The sequence below is a fragment of the Dysgonomonas sp. 520 genome, assembly GCF_010501095.1.
In the GTDB taxonomy this organism is placed as follows: Bacteria; Bacteroidota; Bacteroidia; order Bacteroidales; family Dysgonomonadaceae; genus QVMP01.
In genome coordinates this window covers 83,257-108,623 of the sequence record NZ_QVMP01000016.1, presented here as the reverse complement: position 1 = coordinate 108,623, position 25,367 = coordinate 83,257, and the positions used below count along the sequence as shown (strand labels likewise).

15 protein-coding genes and 1 riboswitch are annotated in these 25,367 nt (G+C 39.7%); of the genes, 8 read left to right on the top strand and 7 right to left on the bottom strand.

The window, feature by feature from the left end; translation table 11 throughout:
* The first annotated feature begins 2 nt into the window (after window positions 1-2).
* The 3 genes from D0T56_RS10875 (at window position 3) to D0T56_RS10865 (ending at window position 5,440) form a co-directional block, all read left to right on the top strand.
* Window positions 3-1,334 carry a DUF4302 domain-containing protein gene (locus D0T56_RS10875; protein WP_163320181.1) on the top strand — a complete coding sequence of 444 codons (1,332 nt, stop codon included), beginning with the start codon at window positions 3-5 and terminating at the stop codon, window positions 1,332-1,334.
* A 28-nt stretch (window positions 1,335-1,362) separates the two neighbouring features.
* Entirely contained in the window at window positions 1,363-3,831 is a 2,469-nt protein-coding gene (locus tag D0T56_RS10870; protein ID WP_163320180.1) for a choice-of-anchor J domain-containing protein, read from the top strand.
* A gap of 101 nt (window positions 3,832-3,932) precedes the next feature.
* A riboswitch (cobalamin riboswitch) is annotated at window positions 3,933-4,191 on the top strand.
* A 379-nt stretch (window positions 4,192-4,570) separates the two neighbouring features.
* Complete coding sequence (locus tag D0T56_RS10865; protein ID WP_163320179.1) at window positions 4,571-5,440, top strand: hypothetical protein; 870 nt, start codon at window positions 4,571-4,573, stop codon at window positions 5,438-5,440.
* A 43-nt stretch (window positions 5,441-5,483) separates the two neighbouring features.
* Here the strand turns inward: D0T56_RS10865 and D0T56_RS10860 are convergent, their stop codons facing one another.
* Window positions 5,484-6,014, bottom strand: a complete 531-nt coding sequence (locus D0T56_RS10860; protein WP_163320178.1) for a threonine/serine exporter family protein — start codon at window positions 6,012-6,014, stop codon at window positions 5,484-5,486.
* Window positions 6,015-6,021: 7 nt separating this feature from the next.
* The gene (locus D0T56_RS10855) at window positions 6,022-6,825 is read right to left on the bottom strand and encodes a threonine/serine exporter ThrE family protein (RefSeq protein WP_163320177.1); all 804 of its coding nucleotides are present in this window, start codon (window positions 6,823-6,825) and stop codon (window positions 6,022-6,024) included.
* 386 nt (window positions 6,826-7,211) lie between these two features.
* Here D0T56_RS10855 and ruvA point away from each other — a divergent pair, with 386 nt between their 5' ends.
* The 4 genes from ruvA (at window position 7,212) to D0T56_RS10835 (ending at window position 17,941) form a co-directional block, all read left to right on the top strand.
* Window positions 7,212-7,793 (top strand): Holliday junction branch migration protein RuvA, encoded by a 582-nt coding sequence (ruvA, locus tag D0T56_RS10850; protein WP_163320176.1) that lies wholly within the window; start codon window positions 7,212-7,214, stop codon window positions 7,791-7,793.
* 38 nt (window positions 7,794-7,831) lie between these two features.
* Entirely contained in the window at window positions 7,832-15,412 is a 7,581-nt protein-coding gene (gene sprA / locus D0T56_RS10845) for a cell surface protein SprA (RefSeq protein WP_163320175.1), read from the top strand.
* 213 nt (window positions 15,413-15,625) lie between these two features.
* Window positions 15,626-17,197: a sensor histidine kinase KdpD gene (locus D0T56_RS10840; protein ID WP_163320174.1), complete on the top strand. Its 1,572-nt coding sequence runs from the start codon at window positions 15,626-15,628 to the stop codon at window positions 17,195-17,197.
* A 27-nt stretch (window positions 17,198-17,224) separates the two neighbouring features.
* A complete protein-coding gene (locus tag D0T56_RS10835) occupies window positions 17,225-17,941 on the top strand; it encodes a response regulator transcription factor (RefSeq protein ID WP_163320173.1) in 717 nt (238 codons plus the stop codon).
* A 176-nt stretch (window positions 17,942-18,117) separates the two neighbouring features.
* Here D0T56_RS10835 and D0T56_RS10830 read toward each other — a convergent pair whose 3' ends face one another.
* Window positions 18,118-19,206, bottom strand: coding sequence for an acyltransferase (locus D0T56_RS10830; RefSeq protein ID WP_163320172.1), 1,089 nt, complete (start codon window positions 19,204-19,206; stop codon window positions 18,118-18,120).
* Window positions 19,207-19,275: 69 nt separating this feature from the next.
* The gene (locus D0T56_RS10825; protein ID WP_163320171.1) at window positions 19,276-20,565 is read right to left on the bottom strand and encodes an acetylxylan esterase; all 1,290 of its coding nucleotides are present in this window, start codon (window positions 20,563-20,565) and stop codon (window positions 19,276-19,278) included.
* 180 nt (window positions 20,566-20,745) lie between these two features.
* Here D0T56_RS10825 and D0T56_RS10820 point away from each other — a divergent pair, with 180 nt between their 5' ends.
* Window positions 20,746-21,399 carry a rhomboid family intramembrane serine protease gene (locus D0T56_RS10820; protein ID WP_185153873.1) on the top strand — a complete coding sequence of 218 codons (654 nt, stop codon included), beginning with the start codon at window positions 20,746-20,748 and terminating at the stop codon, window positions 21,397-21,399.
* An 8-nt stretch (window positions 21,400-21,407) separates the two neighbouring features.
* Here D0T56_RS10820 and D0T56_RS10815 read toward each other — a convergent pair whose 3' ends face one another.
* From D0T56_RS10815 to D0T56_RS10805, 3 genes are all read right to left on the bottom strand, one after another.
* Window positions 21,408-22,661: an aminotransferase class I/II-fold pyridoxal phosphate-dependent enzyme gene (locus tag D0T56_RS10815; protein WP_163320170.1), complete on the bottom strand. Its 1,254-nt coding sequence runs from the start codon at window positions 22,659-22,661 to the stop codon at window positions 21,408-21,410.
* Between the two features lie 132 nt (window positions 22,662-22,793).
* The gene (locus D0T56_RS10810; RefSeq protein ID WP_163320169.1) at window positions 22,794-24,572 is read right to left on the bottom strand and encodes a hypothetical protein; all 1,779 of its coding nucleotides are present in this window, start codon (window positions 24,570-24,572) and stop codon (window positions 22,794-22,796) included.
* 273 nt (window positions 24,573-24,845) lie between these two features.
* A partial coding sequence (locus D0T56_RS10805) for a tetratricopeptide repeat protein (RefSeq protein ID WP_163320168.1) occupies window positions 24,846-25,367 on the bottom strand: 522 nt, incomplete at its 5' end.

Here is a 25,367-nt window from a genome sequence, read left to right as displayed (position 1 = left end):
ATATGAAAAGAAATTATATATTTTACATACTGACGCTTTGTGCAGGTTTGCTGATAACATCTTGTACAAATGAAGAAGATGATTTATTCTCTAAGTCAGCGGCCGAACGCCTAAACGAAGCTATTAAAAATTCGAAAGAAGCCTTGATAGCCGCTCCAAATGGATGGGTTATGGAATATTTCCCTACCCCAATAGGCGGAGGATATGCAATGCTTGTTAAATTCGAGAAAAACGGTTCGGTAACGGTATCTGCCCAAAACAAATACTTTCCGCAAATAACAACTTCCACCTCAACCTTTGACGTGATTGGCGACCAAGGTCCGGTAATTACTTTTGACAGCGAAAATGAAGTATTGCACTTATTTTCATATCCAAAAGATCCGGAAGGTGGAAACGACAAAAACGGATTGGGACTTGAAGGTGATTACGAATTTGTTGTCACAGATATCAAAGAAGACCTCATTACATTAGCAGGAAAGAAAAGAGGAACACGCATATACCTACGTCCCTTAAGCGAAAACACAAATTGGGATGAATATATCGGCAACTTATACAATCTGGACAAATTTTTGTTCGACAGTAAAGTTCCTTATCAGTACCTTAATACCGAGTCCGGTAAGTATCGCCTTTACAGTGGCGAATCTCATGTTTTCCTATTGACTGACGACACTGATGATTATGTCGAAGGCGATGGAATATCCGTTCCTTTTATCGTAACACCGGAAGGAATAAAGACCTATTCTTTAAATTCAAAAGATGGAAATGAATTCCAGATTTTGAACCTGAACAGCAACAAATCAGAACTGGTTGCCCAAGAAAGTAGTGTGACTATTACAGGACTCGATTTCTTAGCATTCTTTACCAAAGAAGACAATTGGAAAAAGGGTTGGGAAATTGATGCTGATAATATAGGAGGAACTTTCAAGCAGTATTATGCCGAAATAGTGAAAAACTATAAAGAAACGGCAGGATACAATGAAGACTTTGAAGGCTTTGTGTTAACAATCAAGCACCTAAAAGGCAAAGAAAGCTATGCGCTTACATTCTCCAGCAGTAAAGGCACAGGTATAGACAAGCAAACATACCCTGGTATGTATATGCTTGAAAGTGAGACTATCTCAGGATCTGAAAACCTGATCACGTTTACAGACAAAGGCACAGCAGACCTCAATGGAGAAAAAGTAAGAGGGGCAATTGGAGGAATGGACCAGTTCATTAAAGAACTATGTAATGGTAGTTTTGTAATCACCCCCGATTCACCTCTAAGACCCTCAGTCTTCACACTGACTAGCAAGAGTAATTCTAACAACTGGTTTAAAGTTGTATTAAAGTAAAAGAAATATATCACTATAAAACTGTTTTATGAAAAAACTGTTAATAATAGCTGCTTTTCTTGCAGCAAACACTTATGTCAGAGCTCAACAAGAGTTACTGCCATCGGAGGCAAGAACAGTGGGGAAAGAACGTCTCAATACAGATATAAAATTAAAGAAAGTTCAAACATCCCCTTTCCGGAAAGTGTCTCCGACATTAAAAAACACTGTCCGGCTAAATGAGAATGCCCTTATAAAAAAAGAATCTCTGGCAAAAGAGCTGGGTGGCGGTTCGTCTATATACATTGTAGAACTGGAAGATGGCACAAAAGTTAAACGAATGAAAATGCCATCGACCAAGTCGGAGCAAAAATCAATTGTAAATCAAAAATCGAGACTAAAAGCTCAACCACAAATACCCGTAGTCACTTTTAGCGAAAGTTTTGAAGGTTGGGATGGAGAAATGTTCGACTGGATTCCAGGCAGCTGGGTTGATGAAAGCAAAACAGGAATGAACCCTACCAAAGAACAAAATCTGACATGGTATACCAGTGCCGGAGTTCGCGACTATCCATCTGATGGTGTTTTTATGGCACATATAAATATCGGACTTATTGATAATGGCGTAGAAACAATAGAGCAAGATGAGTGGCTAATCACTCCTCAAATAAAAATTGCGGAAGATAACCGTCTTCAATTTGACTTGTGTTTTAAACCGGGATGGGTCTTACTCAACCCCAAAACATTGACATTCAACGCAGAAAATACGACTCTGAAAATTTTGATAACAAACGATGATGGCAATACATGGAAAGAATTATGGAATGCCACAGACGAAGCCAAAACTTTTACATATAAAGAACTTTTGGCTGACCTGCAAACCATTTATGGAACATGGATCAGAAAACAAGTCGATTTGTCGGAATATGCAAATCAGGATGTAAAGATTGCTTTCCGCTTTGTTGGTACTAACGGAGAATCTATGAGTTTAGACAACTTGATAATATCGCCTCCTATGCCAGAGCCATTGTATCATCGTCCGAGTGGTGCATTCTTCATGGGTTTCTCAGAAAACTATTCAGCTTTAACCAATTCATTTATACTGTCTCCGGCATATGAAGATGCAACATGGTATAATTTTTCCAGCTTAGACAGTAAGTCTTTTGTATGGAGTGTTCCCGATCCTGAGACAGGAAAAATAGTAGAGTCGACAGATACCAATCTTGTTACAAATTATCCTTATGTAAGTTCAAATCTGCCTATCTTGACAGGCTATACCGAGGGTAACAAATATACATCTTCATATCAATGGGGAACCATCAATCAAGACCTTATTCAGTATGGAGGAAGTACAGGCTTCAATTTGGGAGACGGAACTTCCATAGAAATGGGAGCCGGAAACTATGATATCTACAACATGTTCGACATAGGCTATGTTGACGAAGATTCTTACGTATTCGGAAGCAACAGTGACAAATTCTGGGGAAACTATTATAAAGTTGACGGCATTGCCAATCTTTTCGAGAAACCTCTAAGAAAATATGCTTTCGATAAAATGTGGATTCACTGTCTAAATTTTGACGGCGACCCGGATGTTGAATTAAAGTTATACATTTATAAAGTAGACACATCTACCGGCGTTATACAAGATATGATAGCAACCTCAACCTGTTATGGAGCAGATGTTGCCACTCATTTTACGGCTGATGGTTTTGCATACAACTCCATTCCATTTACATTCAAGGAGATAGACCCTGCTACCGGAAGAGAAAGACTTACATGGCTGGAAATAGACGATGCCATCTTTGTTGAAGTATTTGGTTTTAACAGCAAAAAAGTAAGATCTTTTGCTCCTTGTTATCAAGCACTTCCCCATCCTACTTTTGACAATTATGCATACATATACCTGTCTTATGGAGGAGGCGCCGGTAATTTATATTCTGTTAATACCTTAATACCGAGTCTGTATACATCTTTCTTATTCAATATGAATGCAGTTTATCCGTTTATGTTGACAGAAGACAGCAACTACAATGCACCGGTTGATGGAGGAACAAAAGAATTTGTTATCACCAGTTATTACGACTCCGATAGTTGGAGAATGAACGACCTGCCGGAATGGATAACTGTGGGTAAAACATATATCAACTCATCCAACGATGTCATTTTGCCCGTCACTGTGAATCCGCTATCGGGTTCGAAAGGACGATCGCACGACATTAAGATTTCGTCGTATGCGTCAGATGTCACCCTGAAAATTACTCAAGGCGAGATGAGTGGCATAGAGCAATTGAATGTCGAAGATGTGAAAGTTGCATATAATGGAAACTCTTACAAATTGACTTATCCCGCAGGAATTGACAGAGTGTCAGTAGTAAACACTGCCGGCCAGATAGTTGCTTCTTACGAACTGCCTGTTGGTGGAAGTTATGTAATGCCTGCTACAAATTTGAATAAGGGTGTTTATATTCTTAAATTTGAAGGAAGCAAGAACAGAATGGTTAAGGTAATGAGATAATTGTCAGTTAGTAAACTAGCTCAAAAAACAATATATCAAATGAGAGGAAGAGTTGCAGGATTTTATCTTGCAACTCTTTGCTTTTATATAAATTTATTATCCTATCTTTGCGTCGTTTTGGTGGTACGTCAAGTTGTTCAATTTGCGTACTGAAAAGGGAATCAGGTGCAAATCCTGAACAGACCCGCTGCTGTAAGTTCTTATACAGTTTTGTACAATACTCAAACCACTGACAGACAGTCATCAGTTGTCAGAATCAACTCTTTTGTTGACTGTTAACTGCACACTGTTAACTGAATGTCGGGAAGGTCGTACAAAATGGAACAAGTCAGAAAACCTGCCAAAATAAATTATTATCTAATGCTTTCGGGAAATAAAGCTAAAGAACAAAGGCAAAAAAATCGGATTTGAAACATAACTCCGGTCAAAAGCCTTTCACTAATCTTACATTCTCCGGAATTTATTTAATGATTGTCTGACATAAAGCCACATAAAAGGAAGTATACGAAATAGTATATAGGTTAAATAGGTTTACATGACAAAACTTCCCGACAATGTGGCTTTATGTTTATTTTCACCACATAAAACACTAATTATAAGCAAGATAAAACCAAGCATTAAACACTCGATACTATTTAGGTTAATTTTTAATTAAACAACCCCTCCCGAAACAATAATTTTTGTGTACATTTGCCTCGAATTAATAAAAAATGTAAAAAGTAATAAAATGTAATTATTTATGAAAAAACTATTTACCGGACTACTCTCTTTTCTTCTTATCACAAACTTAACCGCTCAAAACTCAAACGAGGATTTGGCTATGACAACTATCAACAGTCAACTAGAAACTCTTAGCGTTGAAACAAGCAACACTGTTGAAGAGACTAAAATAGTGATGGCTAGTAATGCGGAAAAACCATTCTCGCATCTGGGTGTCGGACTTAGAGCATCTACTCTGGGATATGGTATAGAAGCATCAACAAATCTTACCAAAAACTTCAAGTTGAGAGGTGGACTTAACCTGTTCTCTTTTTCTCAAGATTTCTCTTTCGATATGGACGATGACAGATTGTACGAAGTATTAGGACGTGAGACACAATACAAAGCAGACGGAAAATTAAGCCTAACAAACGGGCATATCCTTGTCGATATCCACCCGATGAACTATGGAATATTTCACTTCACTGCCGGATTCATTATTGGTAAAAATAAGATAAAGGCTAATGGTTATCTAAGGGATGCAGATACAAAGGAAAGACTAACTACAGACGACTTGTTGCCAAGTGCAGCCGGAAAATGGCCTACGCTCGAATTGGATAAATATGGAATCGATATCAACGACGGAAATATTAATGCAACCCTCGAACTTGGAAATGTCTTCAAACCATATCTGGGCATTGGTATCGGCCGTAGCCTTCCCAAAAGCAGAGTAAGTTTCATGTTCGAACTGGGTGCAATATACCAAGGAGATTTCACAATTAAACAAAACGGGAAAAAAGTAGGCTCAATGAAAGAAGCTCACGACAGTTTTGCTGATATTGACGACTATACAAAATACCTGAAATGGTGGCCAATGCTTAACTTTCAGCTAAGTTACAGGATATTCTAAAACACACCATAGCAATATAAATACAGAAAGGACTGATCTTATTTCAGTCCTTTTTTGTATGCTGTATATGCGACATTTTTTCCAGCACCTTTGCCAGTGATATATCCCTAACGCTAGTTTTTCTGAAAAGAAGTGCGCCGATACATATCCCTATGGCAAGAGTGAATAGCAGAGACATTGTCAGCATGAAATTATGAGTCATCACCAATAGAACATCCGGCTCCAACTTTGCCGATTGCAAGTCTGTGATCTTTATTCCGGCCAACATTGTCCTGTAAGCAAACATTCCCGGAATCATTGTTATACAAGCTGGCATAGTGAAAACAACCGGCGGATTATGAACCTTATGCGCCACAAAAATACCAACAAGACCAATCGCAACCGATCCGGCAAGAGTAGCTGAAATCAGTCCGAAGCCCAACTGCAACAAAATGAAGCGAATGCAATGCCCCATACCTCCCACCAGTCCGGCAATCAGCAGAATCTTTTTAGGCGTACCAAAAAGTATTCCCCAGCAAACCGCAACAACAAAAGCAATAACAAAGTCCCTTAAAACAGCAAAAATCAGATCCATAGCAAGCCTACGATATTTGAAAGTTATCAATACCTAAAAGAGTAATACACAGCGTCATACCGGCAGCAATACACAACAAGACAAATGCGGCGAACAAAGCTCTGTTTATGGATGACGATAAATAGCCTTCTATCAAATCTATCACACAGTTTATGAGCGGAACACCCGGAATCAGGTAAAGAACCGCCGTAGCCATAGCCGTCTCGGTATTAGTCCCGATTCCATATATTGCACCCAGACCTGTAACGAGGGTTGTAACGAAAGCCGCTATACCAATGGCAATCATATTATTATACTTATACTTCGATATTTTGTAGCGCAAAACAGAACCCATAAAGGCTCCGATCCATGCAACCGCAGCATTATAATAATCACCTTTAGACAACAAACAAAGTCCTGCGCAAGCCAATCCCACAGCAAAGGCAATAATCCAACAATTGTAGTGTTTCTTGTTCTTAATATCCTCAAAGGCACGCACCGTTTCGTCAAAAGCGAGGCACTTGTCATACACTTTCCACGAAAGCTGGCTCACCTCCGTCAAAATAGCCAAATGAACATTATGACCCGGCGATTCACGGAAAAGGGTAATCGTGTCCGACTCATCCCTCATGTTTTGAACGGAAATCAACAGTCCCCTGAAAGTAGGGTTCAATTCTACATTAAATCCCCACCTCACGGCCATACGCTTTATATTCGTATCGAGCCTACCGCAATGAGCACCCGAAGCCAAAAGATAAGTGCCAACATCTAAACCGAAATTGGCAAACTGTTTGGCCGAAATTATTTCTTTATTTGATGAAAATCTTTCCATCCTTTTTTTGATAACCGTTGTTTTCGTTATTATGAAACCGTCTAGACTTTTTCGTTTTATTCAATTTTGTCATCCTGAGAGTATCGAAGGATCTGTTTTTTAGATGTTTCACTACGTTCAACATGACAAAAACTCAAAAATTAAGTATAATTTAAAAAGTCTAGATGTCTTCTATAAAAAATTGAACACAAATATCAGAAAAAAGTATGATACATTAATAAAAATTAAGTGGTTCGGCACAAAAGCGCCGTAGATTTTGTTCATAAAGCAGGAAAATGATACTTTTGTTGGTTAATATTATACGCTTTTTATAAAATTACCGTTATTTACATTGAGTTCCGACCTGAAATTTTAGTTTCGGTATAAATAAAGACTTCAAATAATTTATGATAGACTATATAAAAGGAAACATCGAAGAACTAACCCCTGCCTCAGCAACTCTTGAGACAGGAGGCATAGGCTATTTTCTTCACATTTCCCTCAATACATACACGGCTCTGAGCGGGAAATCGTCCGCAAAACTGTTTGTACATGAATCCATCAGGGAAGATGCTCATCAACTTTTCGGATTTTCGGACAAACGTGAACGGGAAATTTTCACTCAACTGATCTCCGTGTCCGGCATCGGAGCCAGTACGGCACGGATGATACTATCATCAATGAGCCCGTCGGAACTGGAAAACGTTATTGCTTCCGGCGATGCCAATTCGCTCAAAAACGTAAAAGGCATCGGGATGAAAACAGCACAACGTGTAATTGTAGATTTGAAAGACAAAATAAAAGTCACAGGAGAAGCCATTCCGGCAGCATCTCTCGCAAACACCCAATTGAGCGAAGAGTCTGTGGCCGCATTGGTTATGCTAGGTTTTCAACAAGCCGCATCGCAAAAAGTTGTGGCTAAAATTCTGAAAGAAAACCCTGAAAGCTCTATCGAACAGGTTATAAAACTTGCCCTGAAAATGCTGTAATATATAATAATTGTTGTTAGAAAGAGTAATATTTCGGATTGAGAAAAAATTATAAATATTTCTATATTTTGGCGGTCATTGCAAGCGGATTTAGTCTGTTCGCTTTCAATGGGGAAAGCCGTTTTACCTCATCCCGTCCGGCATGGACTTACGATGCGGATGCCTTTAATCAACAAGGCGAAGTGTCGACCGAAATAACAGCACCTGCCGATAGCTCATCCCGCTATCCGGTGAAAAAGACACAAGTAACGGACTATGAAGACCTCAACAGTTCGCATCCTATCGATTTACGAGACCCGTCAAACATTCAGAACACGGTTGAATATGACCACATAAACCAGATATACCTGTTCAAAACAAAAATCGGGGACGGAGAATGGGAAACGGTCTTAACCATGACCCCGAAAGAATATAACGAATACATCATAAACAGGTCGATGTCTTCGTTTTTCAAATCGAAATATCAAGCCGAATTGGAACACGGAGATAGTGTCAACGATTTTTCATTGAAAGACATCAAAATCAGCCTGGGACCTGCCGAACGCATATTCGGACCCGGAGGCGTGAGAATTCGCACACAAGGATATGCCGAAACCGGATTAGGCTTTAAGCATAATAAATATGACGATCCATCTTTGACCGAAAACAACCGAAGCCAGACATTATTCGACTTCGACATGAAAGTGCAGATGAATATAAAAGCATCTGTGGGCGACAAGGTCAACTTCGACATGAATTATGACACGGAAACGACATTCGATTTCGATTCAAAAAAGTTGAAACTGGGATACGAAGGCAAAGAGGATGAAATACTTAAACGTTTGGAAGCCGGAAACGTGAGCATGTCAACCACCAATTCACTGATTAATGGGGGGGCAGCACTATTTGGTATACGAGCCGATTTACAATTCGGAAAATTGAAGATCAGTTCGGTGATTTCGCAACAAGAATCGCAATCGCAAACTGTCAACTCAAAAGGAGGAGTACAAACAATGCCTTTCGAGTTTTCGGCCGACAAATACGACGAAAACCGCCACTTCTTCCTCGGATTTTATTTTCGAGACAACTATAACAAGGCGATGAGTACCCTGCCTGTGATAAATTCGCCTGTTACAATTTCCGACATTGAAGTATGGATAACAAACAAACGCAGTAATTTTGAACAGGCACGTAATGTTATAGCCTTTGCCGATCTGGCCGAATCGGACAGTATTTTCAATTTCAACAGCGAATCCGGCTCTAGTAATTGGACATCAACAGGAAGAAATCTGCCGCCAAACAACAGGGCTAACAACCTGTATAGCAGAATCACAACCGAATTTAGTGAAATACGGGATATAACAAAGGTTACCGACAAGCTAAACAACAGTCCTCTGAACCTTCAGAGCGGGTTGGATTATGAAAAAATAGAGAATGCATACCTGTTGCCTCCATCGCAATATAAATATAATGCTCAAACAGGGTGTATATCGCTCAACACCGCCCTGCAATCGGATCAGGTATTAGCCGTAGCATACAAGTACAAAATTAACGGTGAAGAATACAGGGTAGGTGAATTTTCGTCCGACATACCTTTGACCAACGATAACAATTCGGAACAACAAGGTGGCGCACTCATCCTTAAACTGTTGAAACCCGTTTCCATGTCGCCCGTATCGTACAGTTGGCATTTGATGATGAAAAACGTGTATTCGTTAGGAGCCTATCAGGTACAAAAAGAAAAGTTTAAACTTAATATTCAGTATCAGAACGACACTACCGGAACATACACCAACTATATTTCCGAAGGCAATATTAAAGACAAAATACTGCTTCAGGTAATGAATCTTGACCGCCTCAACTCCCGAAACAACCCTCACCCCGATGGTGTTTTCGACTTCATTGACGGACTAACAATTGATGCTGCCAACGGTAGAATAACATTTCCCTTGGTAGAACCTTTCGGAAAAGATTTAAGGGCAAAAATAGGCAACGACGCCATTGCCGACAATTATGTTTACCAGTCGCTATACGACTCCACACTCACCATAGCACGGCAAGATGCAGAGAGAAATAAGTTCAGGATGATCGGGGAATATAAAGCCAGCAACAATTCGCAGATCTACCTGAACGCAACCAATGTTGCTCCCGGATCGGTTGTCGTTACCGCAGGAGGTGTTACACTTATGGAAGGCTCCGATTACACGGTCGACTATACTTCGGGGTATGTAAACATCATCAATTCGCAATACATCGACTCAAACGTTCCGATAAGCGTATCGCTCGAAAACCGCTCGTTCATGTCGATGCAACGAAAAACCATGCTGGGATTAAACTTAAGCTACGATTTTTCGAAAGACTTCACCATTGGCGGAACTTTCATGCACATGTACGAAAAGCCGATGACCACCAAAACAGCAATGGGCAACGAAGCCCTGAAAAATACACTCTGGGGGTTGAATGCCGCCTATCGGACGCAATCGCAATGGTTGACAAATCTGGTCGATAAACTGCCTTTTTATAATGCCACCGCCCCGTCGAGCATATCTTTTACCGGAGAATTTGCCCACATGATACCGGGACATTACGAAAATAAGGTATCGGGAGGTTATTCGTATCTGGACGACTTCGAATCGTCTCAATCGAATATCAGCCTGATGGACGCAAGGTCGTGGTTTTTATCATCCACCCCTGCAATAAAGGGAGGAAAAACAGAAGATCAGCCTGCCTATTTCAGCGAAGCATTTTTGAGTGACGACGTTGCCTATGGTAAAAACAGGGCGCACTTGTCATGGTTCAACATTGACTATAACGTTTTCTTGCGGAGAAATTCCACATTGACGCCCCAGCACATCAAGGATGATAAGAATCAATTATCCAATCATTTTGTGCGGGATATTCCTATAACCGAGCTCTACCCTAACCGGGACATTTCATTTAACGAAACCGCAGCCCTCACTGCCTTCAATCTTTCATATTATCCGAACGAGCGGGGTATGTACAACCTTGATGGCACAAGAGTAAACAAAGACGGTACTTTGATGAACCCAAAAGATCGTTGGGGAGGAATTATGCGACGTCTCGACAACAAAGACTTTGAAGCGGCAAACGTAGAATATATTGAGTTCTGGTTGATGGACCCATTTGTGTATAAAGACAAAACAGATCCGGAATTGGGTGGTGACCTTTATTTCAACCTCGGTGAAGTATCGGAAGACATATTGAAAGACGGACGAAAATTCTACGAAAACGGACTGCCTATCGACGGAGATCCTACGGCTTATGCCGAAACCAACTGGGGGCGTGTGCCAACCCGTCAATCGACAGTATACGCTTTTGACAACACTGACGATGCAACCAGAGCTATTCAGGATGTAGGGTATAATGGGTTGAACTCTGAGCAGGAAAAAGAATATCGTTTCTATAAAACTTACCTTGAAGATTTGGAACGAAATCTGGACGCCTCAACCGTTGCCCAGATGAAAGCTGACCCCTTTTCTCCATTCAACGACCCCGCCGGAGACAATTACCATTATTATAGAGGATCGGATTACGACCGCGACCAGGTTAGCATACTCGACAGGTATAAAAAATATAACGGAACAGAAGGCAACTCTGTAAGTACATCCGGAAACGATGCCTCTATTTCCCGCAAGTCTCCCGATGTGGAAGATATAGACCAGACGGACAACACGATGACCGAAACCGAGTCTTTCTTCCAATATAAGGTCAGCCTAAGGCCAAAAGACCTTGAAGTGGGAAAAAACAATATAGTTAATAGTCGCAATGCTACCGTAACATTGCGCAACGGAGACGAGGGCCATGTAACATGGTATCAGTTTAAAGTTCCGATCAGGGAAAACTACCGCAGAATAGGCACAATCAACGATTTCAAGAGTATACGGTTCATGCGTATGTTCATGACTGAATTTAATGATACCACCTTTCTGCGTTTCGGTTCCTTCAACCTTGTCAGAGGCGATTGGCGCACCTACTCCAATACTTTGAAACATGACAATTCGGCTCAGGGAAACGGAACAATAAGCGTAACCACAGTCAACATCGAAGAAAACGGAGATCGTGAACCTGTAAACTACATTATGCCTCCGGGCGTAACGCGTATCACCGATCCTGCACAAACGCAGATAGTACAGGAAAACGAACAGGCCATGTCTTTGAAAATAGACAAACTTGACCCTACCGATTCGCGTGCCATATACAAAAACACGTCTACCGACTTGCGCCGTTACAAACGCTTGCAAATGTTTACCCATGCCGAGGAGGTTATAGGTTCGGGGTCTTCCCTGTCGAGAGGAGATTTGTCGGTGTTCCTGCGTTTAGGCTCCGATTACAAGAACAATTATTACGAATACGAAATCCCGCTAATGATAACTCCTGCGGGATCGTATCAGAACAACAGCACTTCGGACAGGCACATTGTCTGGCCAGAGGAAAACATGTTCGACTTCCCTCTCGAACTCCTTAAAAACATAAAACTAAACCGAAACAAGGAAAAACGTAAAGCCGGATCAACAATAACATTTACATCGTTGTATTCAGAATACGCCCCCGGCAAGCCAAACAATAAAGTTTCGGTTGTGGGAAATCCATCCCTATCCGAAATAAAAGTGATGATGATAGGGGTACGCAACAAGTCGGGAGAAACCAAATCGGGAGAGGTATGGATCAATGAAATGAGACTGACCGACTTTGACGAAGAAGGCGGATGGGCTGCCCAAGGTACATTAAACGTAACCCTGTCTGACCTTGCATCTATCAACGTATCGGGACGCAAAGAAACAGCAGGATTCGGTGCATTAGATCAAAGCCTGATGGAACGCCGCAACGACGACCTCAGCTCCTACAACATCTCCACCAATATAGATGTTGGTAAATTATTGCCCGAAAAGGTAAAAGCCACAATTCCGGTATATTACACATACTCTAATCAAACCGTAACACCCAAATACGACCCGTTGGATCAGGACGTTACGATGAAAGAAGCATTGGCGGTGGTGAGTACCAAAGCAGAAAAAGACTCGATAAAGAGTCTTGCTCAGGACAAAACGGTGACTAAAACCCTCAGCGTGAGCAATGCCAAACTGAACATTGCCAGCAAGAAGCCTATGCCTTACGACCCGGCTAACTTCAGCTTCACCTATTCGTATAGCGAGACTGAAATAAACACGCCTACAACGGTTTATGACGTAACCAAAGATTACCGGGCAAGCATTGCGTATAGCTATTCGCCAAGTTTCGAACCTTGGACACCGTTCAAAAACATAAAGAGCAAAGCGCCCATGTCTAAATTCGCAAAATCGCTGGCGTTTAATTATCTGCCCAACAATATATCGTTCAACTCATCTCTCATTCGCAACTATAACGAAACGTCTTTGCGAGATCTTGACAGCTATGTTTTGGGAGAAGATAACAGCAGGAATGAATTTCTGACAACATGGAGCCAAAACTTCATCTGGGACAGGGATTTCAGCCTCAATTGGGATTTTACGAAGAATCTTAAGTTTTCGTTCCAATCAGGTACTCAAGCCGAAATAAATGAGAACAACCTGCAAGTGAATAAAAAACTGGCTCCGGATGCTTACGACGAATGGAAAGAGCTGGTGGCTAAGGAAATATGGCGACTAGGCACGCCTCTCAATTATCGCCAGACAGCCAAACTTACTTATAACTTGCCATTTACCCTGATTCCCGCCCTCGATTGGATAACAGGATCGACCAGCTACGAAGCAACTTATAAATGGGACAGAGGTGCAGACGCAATACAAGAAGACGGCGAATCTGAAATAGAAGTGGGAAATACCATATCAAACACAGCCAACTATGTTCTCAACGGGCGTTTAAATATGGTGACGCTATACAACAAATGGGATTTCCTGAAAAAAGTGAATCAGAAGTTTGAAAAATCGACCTCGAAACGCAACAACCAGAGAAATCAGGCAGCCAGAAAAACCGAAAAGAAAAGGTTTGAGAAAGAATTGGAACTAGACTCTGTGAAGGTTGAAGTAAAACATAACTTGAATACCAAAAACATCAGGGTGACAGCCAAACTCGAAAACGGCAAGGCATATCCGGTTAAGTTTAAGAAAAAAGACAATAATACAATAGAATTGGAAGCTCCCAAACAACCGGGAAAGATTAAACTTTCTGTGGTTCAGGGACCCGATCCGGAAGAAAACACATGGTACAAAGTGGCTCAATACACAGCTCGTGGATTGATGTCGCTCCGTTCCGTATCGCTCAATTATACCCGCAGGGAAGACAATAGCATATATGGATTTCGTCCGATGGTAGGCGATGCTTTCGGGCAAGGCAGCACAGATTACGGGTTGGCTCCGGGACTGGGATTTGCCTTCGGGTTTGAGGGTGGTGAAAAGTATGTGAACAAACTTCTCGAAAACGGACAATTGATAGACACTGCCGGCGTAAATATAAATCCGGCCATATTCAATATGACCGAAAGGTTCGACATCAAAGCCCAATTGGAACCGATTAAAGGTTTGAAAATAGATTTATCAGCCTTGCGTGAAGTCAACGAACGCACCGAACTTCAATTTATGTATGCAGAAATGCCTCGCACCTTAGGCGGAAGTTTTGCTCAGACAACAATCGCAATATCCTCAGCATTACGATCAGGAAGTTCGAAAAACGGATATGCTTCCGAGGCTTTTGACAAGCTGCTCGAAAACCGTGCAATAATCCGTGACCGTCTGGAAAACAGATACACCGGAGTGAGATATCCGGATAAAGGATTTTTGAAAAACAACTTACTAGGAGAATACGACCCTAAGATAGGAAGCGTGAGTCAAAGTTCTTCCGACGTGTTGATTCCGGCATTTTTGGCTGCATATCTGGGCAAAGATGCAAACAAGATAGCTTTAACGCCATTTCCATCTATGTCGTCTATGCTTCCAAACTGGACTATATCGTACGACGGATTATTAGATTTGATTCCCTCACTGAAAAAGAAACTGAAATCGTTGAAGTTCACCCACGGCTACACGGCTCAATACAGGGTGTCGTCCTACACATCGCACTCCGACTGGGTATCGGCAGGCAAGGATATAGGGTTCACCAAAAGCACCTTAACTGAAAATCCTATGCCATCTTCGCCTTACAATATTTCTTCGGTGAGCATCACCGAAGCATTCAACCCATTGTTCGGGGCAGAAGGTACGCTGAACAATAGTATGACCTTGCGTGCACGCTTCAACAACTCACGAACCGTTGCGCTCAACACCTCATCATATCAGATTGTTGAAAATTTCCGTAACGAATTTGTATTCGGTATGGGTTATAAAATAGCAAACTTCAACCGTGTTATAGGAATCAAGGACAAACCCGGCTCGTCTCGTTTCAGCAACGACCTGAATGTGTCGGGAGATATATCCTACAACAAATCGCAAGCACTTATCCGAAAAATAGAAGAAGGCTATACCCAAGCCACAAGCGGAACGTCCAGCTTTTCTATCAAGGTATCTGCCGACTACACGCTAAGTCGCATGCTTACATTGAAAGCATACTTCGACAGAATAGTTAACACACCATTAATATCCTCGTCTTCGTATCCGACAACAAACACTAACTTCGGAATAAGCCTGCGTTTCACTTTATCACAATAAAGTGTATATTTATTAGAAAATTTGTTTATTTTTGCAATTGTGTGAAAAAATTTATAAATACATTTGTTAAAAAAAAAATTCCTGAATGTTAAACAAAAAACAATTCTTAATTGTTAATTAGTTGTAAGCATTTTAGAAAATTGATATGATAATAAATCTTTTATCTTAATTTTAATATCGGATATGTATAATTAACGATATGGGAAGGCATAAATGAGAAAGTCGGCAATATGGATACTTGCTGCGATAATGGCGATAGCATTTTTCGGGTTGCTTTGGATGCAAGTCACGTATTTCAGAACAACCATACGATTGAGAAGTGGTCAATTTGACGAAGCAGTATCAAGAAGTTTGTATCAAGTATCTCAGAATCTGGAGAATGACCAGGCAAAGAAATATCTGGAAGATGGGATCGAATCGGCAAAAAAATCATACGACCGCCAAATGGCAGCGGCAATGGCGGCAAGCAGAAGTACAGGAGAAGATACGATAACAAAAAGTACCCTGCGAAAGATTATAAGCCCAACGGGAGAGATAATTGGCTACGAAGAAAGTGTTTTCACACAAACAGTGAAATCGAAACCTGTCAAGCCTATTATTCTGTCGCCAAGTTATGGACCGAAGTCCATTTCGGGGGCATCTTTCGAAATGCAGGAGGTTATAAAACAACGTTACGAATATCAACGAAAGATAGTAGACGATGTTATTTATAATCTGATAAACACACCCAGTACGAAGAATATTGAAGAAAGAGTAGACAGTGCAACCTTGCATAGATATATAACTAACGAATTAAAAAACAACGGTATAGAGTTACCGTTTCATATCGAAGTAGTGAAAAATGACCGAGCTGTTTATATGGACGACGGATTTGCACCCGAAACCAGAGACAAAGTATACAACCAGGTGCTATTCCGAAACGACCCGATAGACAAATTGAACTTTTTGAGGATATATTTTCCTACAAAAAGTGAATATCTGTCTAACGAAATTTCGTTCATGCTCCCGTCATTAATATTTACATTTATACTTCTCACTACGTTTATCATAGCAATATATCTGATATTCCGGCAAAAGCGTTTGTCGGAAATGAAGAGTGACTTCATGAACAATATGACCCACGAACTGAAAACTCCTGTGTCTACCATCTCGTTGGCGGCACAAATGCTCAAAGACCCGGGAATCATCAAATCGCCCGATATATTCAAGCACATATCAGGAGTGATTAACGATGAAACCAAACGTCTTAGTTTTCAGGTAGAAAAGGTTCTTCAAATGTCTTTGTTCGAAAAACAAAAAGCCACTCTCAAATTTAAAGAAATGGATGTAAACGACATCGTGGTGAGTGTTGCCAACACATTCCAGTTGAAGGTTGAAAAGTTTGGAGGACATATCGACATCGACTTGCAGGCAACCGAAACGATGGTTAATGTTGACGAAATGCATTTTACGAACGTCCTGTTCAATCTGTCGGATAATGCCGTCAAATACAGGCGTGAAGATGTTCCGTTAGAACTAATAATAAGAACGTGGAACAACAGCAACGACACGAAAGTATATATTTCGGTCGAGGATAACGGAATAGGGATTAAGAAAGAATACGTAAAAAAAATCTTCGAAAGGTTTTATCGCGTGTCAACAGGAAACCGTCACGATGTGAAAGGTTTTGGGCTTGGGCTGGCTTATGTCAAGAAAATAGTATTGGATCATAAGGGAACTATAAAGGCAGAAAGCGAACTGGGAAAAGGAACCAAGTTTATAATATGTTTACCGACAATAAAGTAAGTTGAATTATATTTAGAAAGTTGAATTATGGAAGAGAGAATTAAATTATTTTTATGTGAAGATGACGAAAATCTTGGCGTATTGCTAAGAGAATATCTTCAAGCTAAAGGTTTTGATACCGACCTGTTTCCTGATGGGGAAGCCGGATACAGAGGTTTCACGAGAGAAAAATATGACTTGTGTATTATCGACGTAATGATGCCTAAAAAAGACGGGGTTACGTTGGTAAAAGAAATAAGAGTAATCAACCCTGATGTACCCATTATATTCCTGACTGCCAAGAATATGAAAGACGATATTCTGGAAGGATTTAAAGCAGGAGCAGACGATTATATAACAAAACCATTCAGCATGGAAGAGCTTGTATTGCGTATAGAAGCCATCTTCCGCCGTGTGAAAGGAAAGAAAGTGAAAGACCAACAGGTGTATACATTTGGACAAATGCAGTTTGACACTCAAAAGCAAATTTTGACAATCAACGGCGAACAAACCAAATTGACCACCAAAGAGTCGGAACTTCTTGCCCTGTTGTGCGCTCACGCAAATGACATATTGGAGAGAAATCATGCTTTGAAACAAATTTGGGTAGACGACAACTACTTCAACGCACGTAGTATGGACGTTTACATTACCAAATTGCGTAAACTATTGAAACCTGCCCAAGATATTGAAATTATCAATATTCACGGTAAAGGCTACAAATTGATTGCTCCGGTTGAAGAAAGTGCCGAAACAGAAGAATAAAGAACAGAATTTCAATTTTGTAAAATAATTGTAAAACACCGCTTAAATAATTTTAAGCGGTGTTTTTTTGTTTTTATAATTTTCCTTTATTTATACGCATGGTGCATTTAGAATTTTACACTAAATCACCTCCTTGTTTTGCCTTTCAGTCTAAATAGATTGGCAGAATACTCAATTTAAGTAGTTTGCTTCTTAATCATTTGTTTTACACGAGATGTTTGCTTTTCGAATAATAAGTATAAAAGATAAGCGCCTAAAATTGATATAGCTAAACTGAGACAATAGTAACCAATAGATGTTGCATTAAAACGTTCGCTTTTAGGAAATCCAAAATATTCCAACATTCGAAGTATTGGCATATGAGTCAAATATAAAGTATATGAAAACTTAGCAAAATTAGTTGCAAATTTATTTATTAATATACTGATTTTTTTGCTCGGTTTTATCTGAATAATTTGTTGGATCATTATACATGCAAAAAGAGCAATGAACAACTCAATCACATTTTCATTCAGAAATACAGAATTTAGAGAACCTGCATATTCAGTAGTACGAGACCCTACTGAAATTTGGAATACTACAATAGAGACTATTAACAATAAGATTGAACTTGTCAGTATTATATTATTCCTTTTAACGTTAAAATAGAACAACGCAGCCAACATCCAAACAAACAAATATGAAGCTTTCAAGTAAATTCCAAAAATAATGAAGCATACAAATATAATAATTAAACTAATAATTTTTTGTTTATTGTTTTTAGAAATAAACCATAGAGCAACAGCTCCCATCCCGATATAAAACCACACCTCATAAGACAAAGACCAAAAAGGCTCTGATACTGACTTAACTAATATTCCTTGTAAGGAAAAGAAATTTCCAACAAATATTAAAATATTATTATCTACACCTGTTATCAAATTTGATATAAATACTAGGACTAAGGCTGAGATTAATGGAAGCATTATCCTGACAGCCCGATCTATGGTATAAGATTTCAGGTCAAACGTACCTTCCTTTATCCGTTGTATGCCTTTTCCCCCAACCAAAAATCCACTTAAAACAAAAAATATCAAAACAGCCACATGCCCCAACCGTGTTATAAAATAGAAGATAAAAGAGAAGAGGTTTTGATCTTCTGAAGGCAGTGACCCATATTCTACAAAGAATACTATTCTATGATGTGTTAATACGACTATTAATGCAGCTAAACAACGAACTAAATCTAACCAGTAGAAATGAGTCTTTTTTTCAATTTCTTTCATCAATCGAACTATGGAATATCAGTTTTGTAATAAAGGCAACAAAGATAATATTTTTTAATATAGCAATTACTATTTTCTTAATATTTGTTCAGACCATTTCCATGCATCCGACCACATCTCAGGATAAGCGTAGTGTTCTATTTCGGGTACTACCAGAAGTTTTTTGGGTGATGAGATGACGTTGTACACAGCAAACGATGTTGTTGGAGGACAGACCATATCGTTATATCCGAAAGCGTAAAACACCGGTACTTTTACCAGACGGGCAAAATTTACAACATCGTAATATTGAGCAGTCTTTTCTTTCTGGTTAATGATAGATTTTTCGTCAGGCAGATTTTTGAAATAGTGGGGCCAACCTCCGGCTCTGCCATGCAAATAGCCATTCATGTCGGACATTGCCGGATAGAATGAAATCAAACCTTTCACCCTTTCGTCCAACGCCGCAGTTATGATTGACAATGCTCCTCCCTGACTTCCGCCATATATTAACAGATCATTTCCGTTAAACTCTTTCATCGAAAAAATATAATCGATAGCCCTTACGCACCCCATAAATACACGTTTGTAGTATACATTGTCACGGTTCTCCCAGTTTTGGTTTTGATAACCATTCAATGCCCCCGCCCTTAAGTTGTCGTATACTCCTTGTTTCAAGGTAACGGGTATGCCATGAATCCCTATTTCAAGTGAAATTATTCCTCTGTCGGAACTGCTTGGATCTCCATTGTATGGACGCACTCCGGCTCCGGGAACCCTTAGTGTTGCGGGATATTTTCCGGGAGCTTTAGGCACAGATAAGATTCCGTATAACCTTGATCCTTGTCTGAAATTTTGAAGGTTTATTTCGTATACATTCGATTTCTCAGTACATTTTTCGGGCAACAAAGTCAATCTGGCATCCATTGGTATTTTTGCATTTTCTTCTTTAGCCTTGTTCCAAAATTCCTGAAAGTCGGATGGCATCTGAGTGGTTGGCTTAATGCTTTCTGGTGCAAATCCTGCTGTACCTCGTCCTTCATATTTTACATTGTTGTGAGTAACAAACACACGACAGCGAAGAAATCCTGCATCTTTCATTGTTCCGCCATCTATTTCTATCTTTCCGTCTTTCAGCGTTGTAGCTTCTTTTTTGAACGGGGGAAGCATGTCGTGCGACAATTCGTAACTGATGTTTACATTTTGCATCTGTATCCCGTTTTGAGTGACCAAAACGTTGAACTTTGCTTTTTCTCCTAGTTTGTAGTTCCAGTCGGCACTGTTAGGCGTAACAGCCACTCTTACCAGTTTTTGAGAGGGTTGGGATAATGCCGATAACGAACAAAAGAGGATGAATAATGTTAATAGACTGTTTCTCATGATTGTTTAATTTATAATATTGCAGTTAAATTTACGTGCAAACTTAATTATTTTATAAGTTTCGTCAAAGCAAGAGTGTATATAAAAGCATTAGTTTATTTCTTAGATGAAAATATCCGATAAATGATGTGTTTTGTTCCGAAAAACATATTTTTGTAGAATATTTCAAAATCGATACAAATGGGTAATATAGATTCAGCAACACTTATTGTGATTGTCCTTACCGTGGGCACGAGTTTGTTAGGCTTCAGCAATAGGGAGATCTTTGAGCGACTAAAGTTCAATGTTAACGATATATTGCGGTACAATCAATGGGATAGGCTGATAACGTCGGCCTTGCTTCATGGCGATTGGATGCACCTGCTGTTCAACATGTTGACTCTTTATTTTTTCTCGGATGTTGTTATCAGTACACTTGGTCGTAACATTTACATCCTGATCTATATTGCGGCAATACTTTGCGGCAACCTGTTAAGTCTGTGGATGCACAAGAAAAACTCTTATTATAGTGCTATTGGAGCTTCGGGTGGTGTTTCGGGTATTTTGTTCGCCTCCATAGCTTTATATCCTCATCTGGAATTGATTATACTGCCAATTCCGATACCTATTCCCGGATGGCTGTTTGGCGTTGGCTACATCGCTTATTCAATATATGCTATGAAGAAAATGCAAGACAATATCGGACACGAGGCGCATCTTGGTGGAGCAACAATAGGTTTGTTGCTAGCAATAGCAATACAACCCAGAACGTTGGAATATAATGGATTGTATATCGCTATTATGTGTATTCCTCTTCTTGTATTGGCTTATCTTGCCTATAAAGAAAAGAAATGAGTATTGTCTCATAATTGCTCCAATGCCCGAACAATATCCGTTTTCAGATCGGAAATATCTTCTAATCCAACAGAAAGGCGCAAAAGATTGTCTTCAATGCCCATAATAGCTTTCATTTCGGGAGAAAACGTGCCGTAAATTGTCGATCCGGGGTGAATAATGAGCGATTTTATGTCGAAAAGATTCGTTGCACGCCTGATTATCTGCAAATGATCCTGAAATCTGAAACAATCTTCTTTACTTTTCAGATTAAATGTCAGCATTGCGCCCGGATTACCCGCGAACAATCTGTCTGACAGACGCTTATATTTATAGTTATCCAATTTCGGATAGCTGACTTTCACCACATTCGATTGTTCGGAAAGGAAAAGAGCCAAGTCATAAGCAGATTGAGACATTCGTTCATATCTGAGTTGAAGAGTTTCCATGCCCAAAGCCTGTAACGATGCGGTATCGGGGTCCATATTTGCTCCGATATTACGAGCTATTTCCCTTTTTATCTTAAACATAAACTCCGACATGCTATCTGTTTTAGGAGCATCTGCAAGTTTCTTGTTGTGTTGCCAGTCAAATGTTCCATAGTCGAGAATGGCTCCGCCAATGCTGGTGGCTCCTCCCGAAATGTATTTAGTGGTGGAAACAACCTCTATGTCGACCCCGGCATCACGAGCGTTGAATCCGCACCAGGGAATGATTGTAGTGTCTACAATCAAAGGAATATTGCGGGCGCGGGTGATCTTGGATATTTCGGTCAGATTGGCAACCTCCATGTGTGGATTGGTTATCAATTCACAAAAGAATGCTATCGTATTTTCGTCTATGGCATTGGCTATTTCTTCCAAATCATCTGTGTTAACGAAACGTACTTCTATACCAAAACTAGCGAACGTGAATTGAAACAAAGAGAATGTATTTCCAAACAAGTGTGGCGATGTAACGATGTTACAACCCGTATAAGCTATTGCCAAAAAAGTATTGGAAATGGCTGCCATACCCGAACTCAGAACCATTACATTGTCGGCAGCCGAAGCCGCTAGTATCTTTCGCTCGAGATTTTCGACCGATGGATTGGATATGCGTGTATAGGTGTGTGCCGCTTCTTTGTTCTGAAAAGCATTGGCTATGGCTTCAGCTGAACCAAATTCGAATGCGGCGCTGCGGTATACGGGCATATTAATAGCTCCATGCGTATCTTGTTTTGAATATGGTGCAGCGATGATGCGTGTAGAAAACTGCTGTTTGCTACTTTTATCTTTTTCCATATATTTATCCGGTTTTGATAAGACAATCTTTTTACCGAATCAAAGATAATATATTGATTTGTGTATAACGCTGTTCGGATCATGGAAAATGACTAAAAAAATAAAAGCTGCCTTTGTGGCAGCTTCAATATCTTACAGCGTTCTATATTGTTCCAAAACTTGTATCCGCTTATTTGTATTGTTAATTTCCTCAACCGAAACCACCGGATTAGGCATCTGTTCCAAAGCCCGGGCAAATGAACGAACAAGCATATCTTCACCGCTAATCTGTGATGCTATATTGGCTGTGGAAATAGGTACACCTCCGCCCAACTGGTTAAAAGCCGAAAGAGTTGGACCGAACAAAGAGGTGGCTGCTGCTGTCAACACACTCTCACCGTTACTCAATCTGGCTAAAACACTGTCGGATGTACCCGAACCGGGACCTTTAACCAACCCTCCTGTAGCCATTTTAGGTGCTTTGGGTTGCTTCTCGGAAGTAAGAAGTTTCCTTGCTCTGGCAATGTTAGACATTACCGTGCCTACCGCCATTGCTACCTGCAAAACATAGTCGAAGGCTGTTGCTCCTTTTGCACTTGCCGTAGCGTTAGAAATAGCTTTTGCCGAGTTCACCCCTATGTCGAACATGGCAAGGCTTTTACTGAAAACAGCCATCACTTCGTTGTTGGCTGCCTGTTCTCCCATAAGATCGGCGATACCTTTGTGAAGAGTATCGTAGGCTGCCATCATGGCTTGAGTTTTCTGCTCTACGGTTTCCAATTCCAAAGCATCGGCTTCCGCTCGTTTCTCGGCAAGTTCTGCTTCACGTTGAGCCTGACGTTCATCCACTATGGCATTGTGTTCGTCTTCCTGTTCTAGCAATGCTTCATGAAGTTTCTGCCGACTTTCTTTTGCTGCTTCTATTTTTTCTTCGGGAAAGGTATAGAGGATTGCTTCAACTTCTTCGGGAGCATTGGGGTCGGAATATTCAAGGTTATTACCTGATAATTGATTATATTTATCTTTAGGATAACTGCCCGTATCTGTGTGAATCCATTCAACCTCATTGTTCTTTTGCAAAAAAGCATTAGAGGAAGTTCCTTGATTATTATTGGTGAATGAATTTTTGTGATAATAATTAGTTTCTTTCGATTCTAACTCCCTAGAATATTGTTTTATTACTTCATCTTGTATTTGGTCTAAAGAAAGAGCTTCTATAACATCATCCGACAAGTTATCTATGACATCACGTATAAAATCTTCTGGAATATTGATATTTTTTGTCTTTACCTTTTCACTAACGTAAGAAGTAATTTTCTTATTTCGCTCGTCTCTTATCTTTGCGATATGATCGTTTGTTTGTTGTTCGGCTTTCTTTAGAGCATCAGTGTCTAATTGGACAGAAGAACTATTCTTCAATAGTTGTTTATTTTGAGCTTGAACTCTGTTTGATCGTATTATTGTATCCGAATATTTATCAGATATAATATTATTCTGTTTATCATTGTTAGCCTTTGGATCATTATATCGTCCGAAGTCCTCACTTTCTGAAGGAAGTGTGCCATATTCCTTTATAATTTCTGCCCAGGATTCATCTGCAGGTGAAACAATTATATTAGACTTAGGAGTTCCTTGTTTTTCTTGAGCTTCTATTTCTTGAATTATATCAAGATACATTCTTTTATCTTTTTTATAAATATTCAACAATTCACCCAAAAGATTTATAGCATCAAATGCATCACCTAAATTATCTAAATCACCTTTAGTGTCATATAGTTTACCAATCCAACCAAGATTTTTAATTCCTCTTCCCATAATTTCCTCCAGAATGAATTCACCTGCACCTGACTTAATCTTTTCAATATCGCCTTCAATAAGACCCTCACCTATGCTCATACCTACAGAGAATGATTCATAAGCTAAATCTCTCATTCGATTTTTATCGTTTGGATTCGAAACTAAATATAGATTTCCTGTATGTTTATCTAAAAGATAAACACTATTCTTAATTATTAATTTGGAGTATCTTTCTTTTTCCATAATTTATTAGTTTTATAAAGTCTGTGCTTGCAAGCCTTTCTAATCTAACAAAAAAAAAAGGAAATTTCAAAGATTTAATGGAAGTTATTTTTCATGTTAATGGAAAGATTATCCAATGATTTGACAATACTATTATAGCTTTCGCTTAACTCTTCTAATTGTATTTCAATCTGTTTTATGGTCAATGTTATTCGCCGCTTTTAGAATCCAATAATAGGCCTTTTGTTCATCTTTTTCTACTCCTAAACCATCTGTATAACATACTGCAAGACTAAATTGTGCTGCTCGCAACCCTTGTTCTGCTGCTTTTTGATACCAGCAAACAGCTTGAGACATGTCCTTTTCTACTCCTTCTCCATCTTTATAACACACAGCAAGATTAAATTGTGCTCTTTCATTGCCCTGTTCTGCTGCTTGCTCATACCAATAAACAGCTTGCGACATATCCTTCTCTACTCCTTCTCCATTGTCATAACACCAAGCAAGATTAAATTGAGCTCTTTCATTGCCTTGTTCTGCTGCTTGCTCATACCAATAAATAGCTTGCGACATATCCTTCTCTACTCCGTTCCCATCTTTGTAACACACAGCAAGATTAAATTGTGCATTTTCATCACCTTGTTCTGCTACTCTCCGATACCAATAAACAGCTTGAGACATGTCCTTTTCTACTCCTTCTCCATCTTT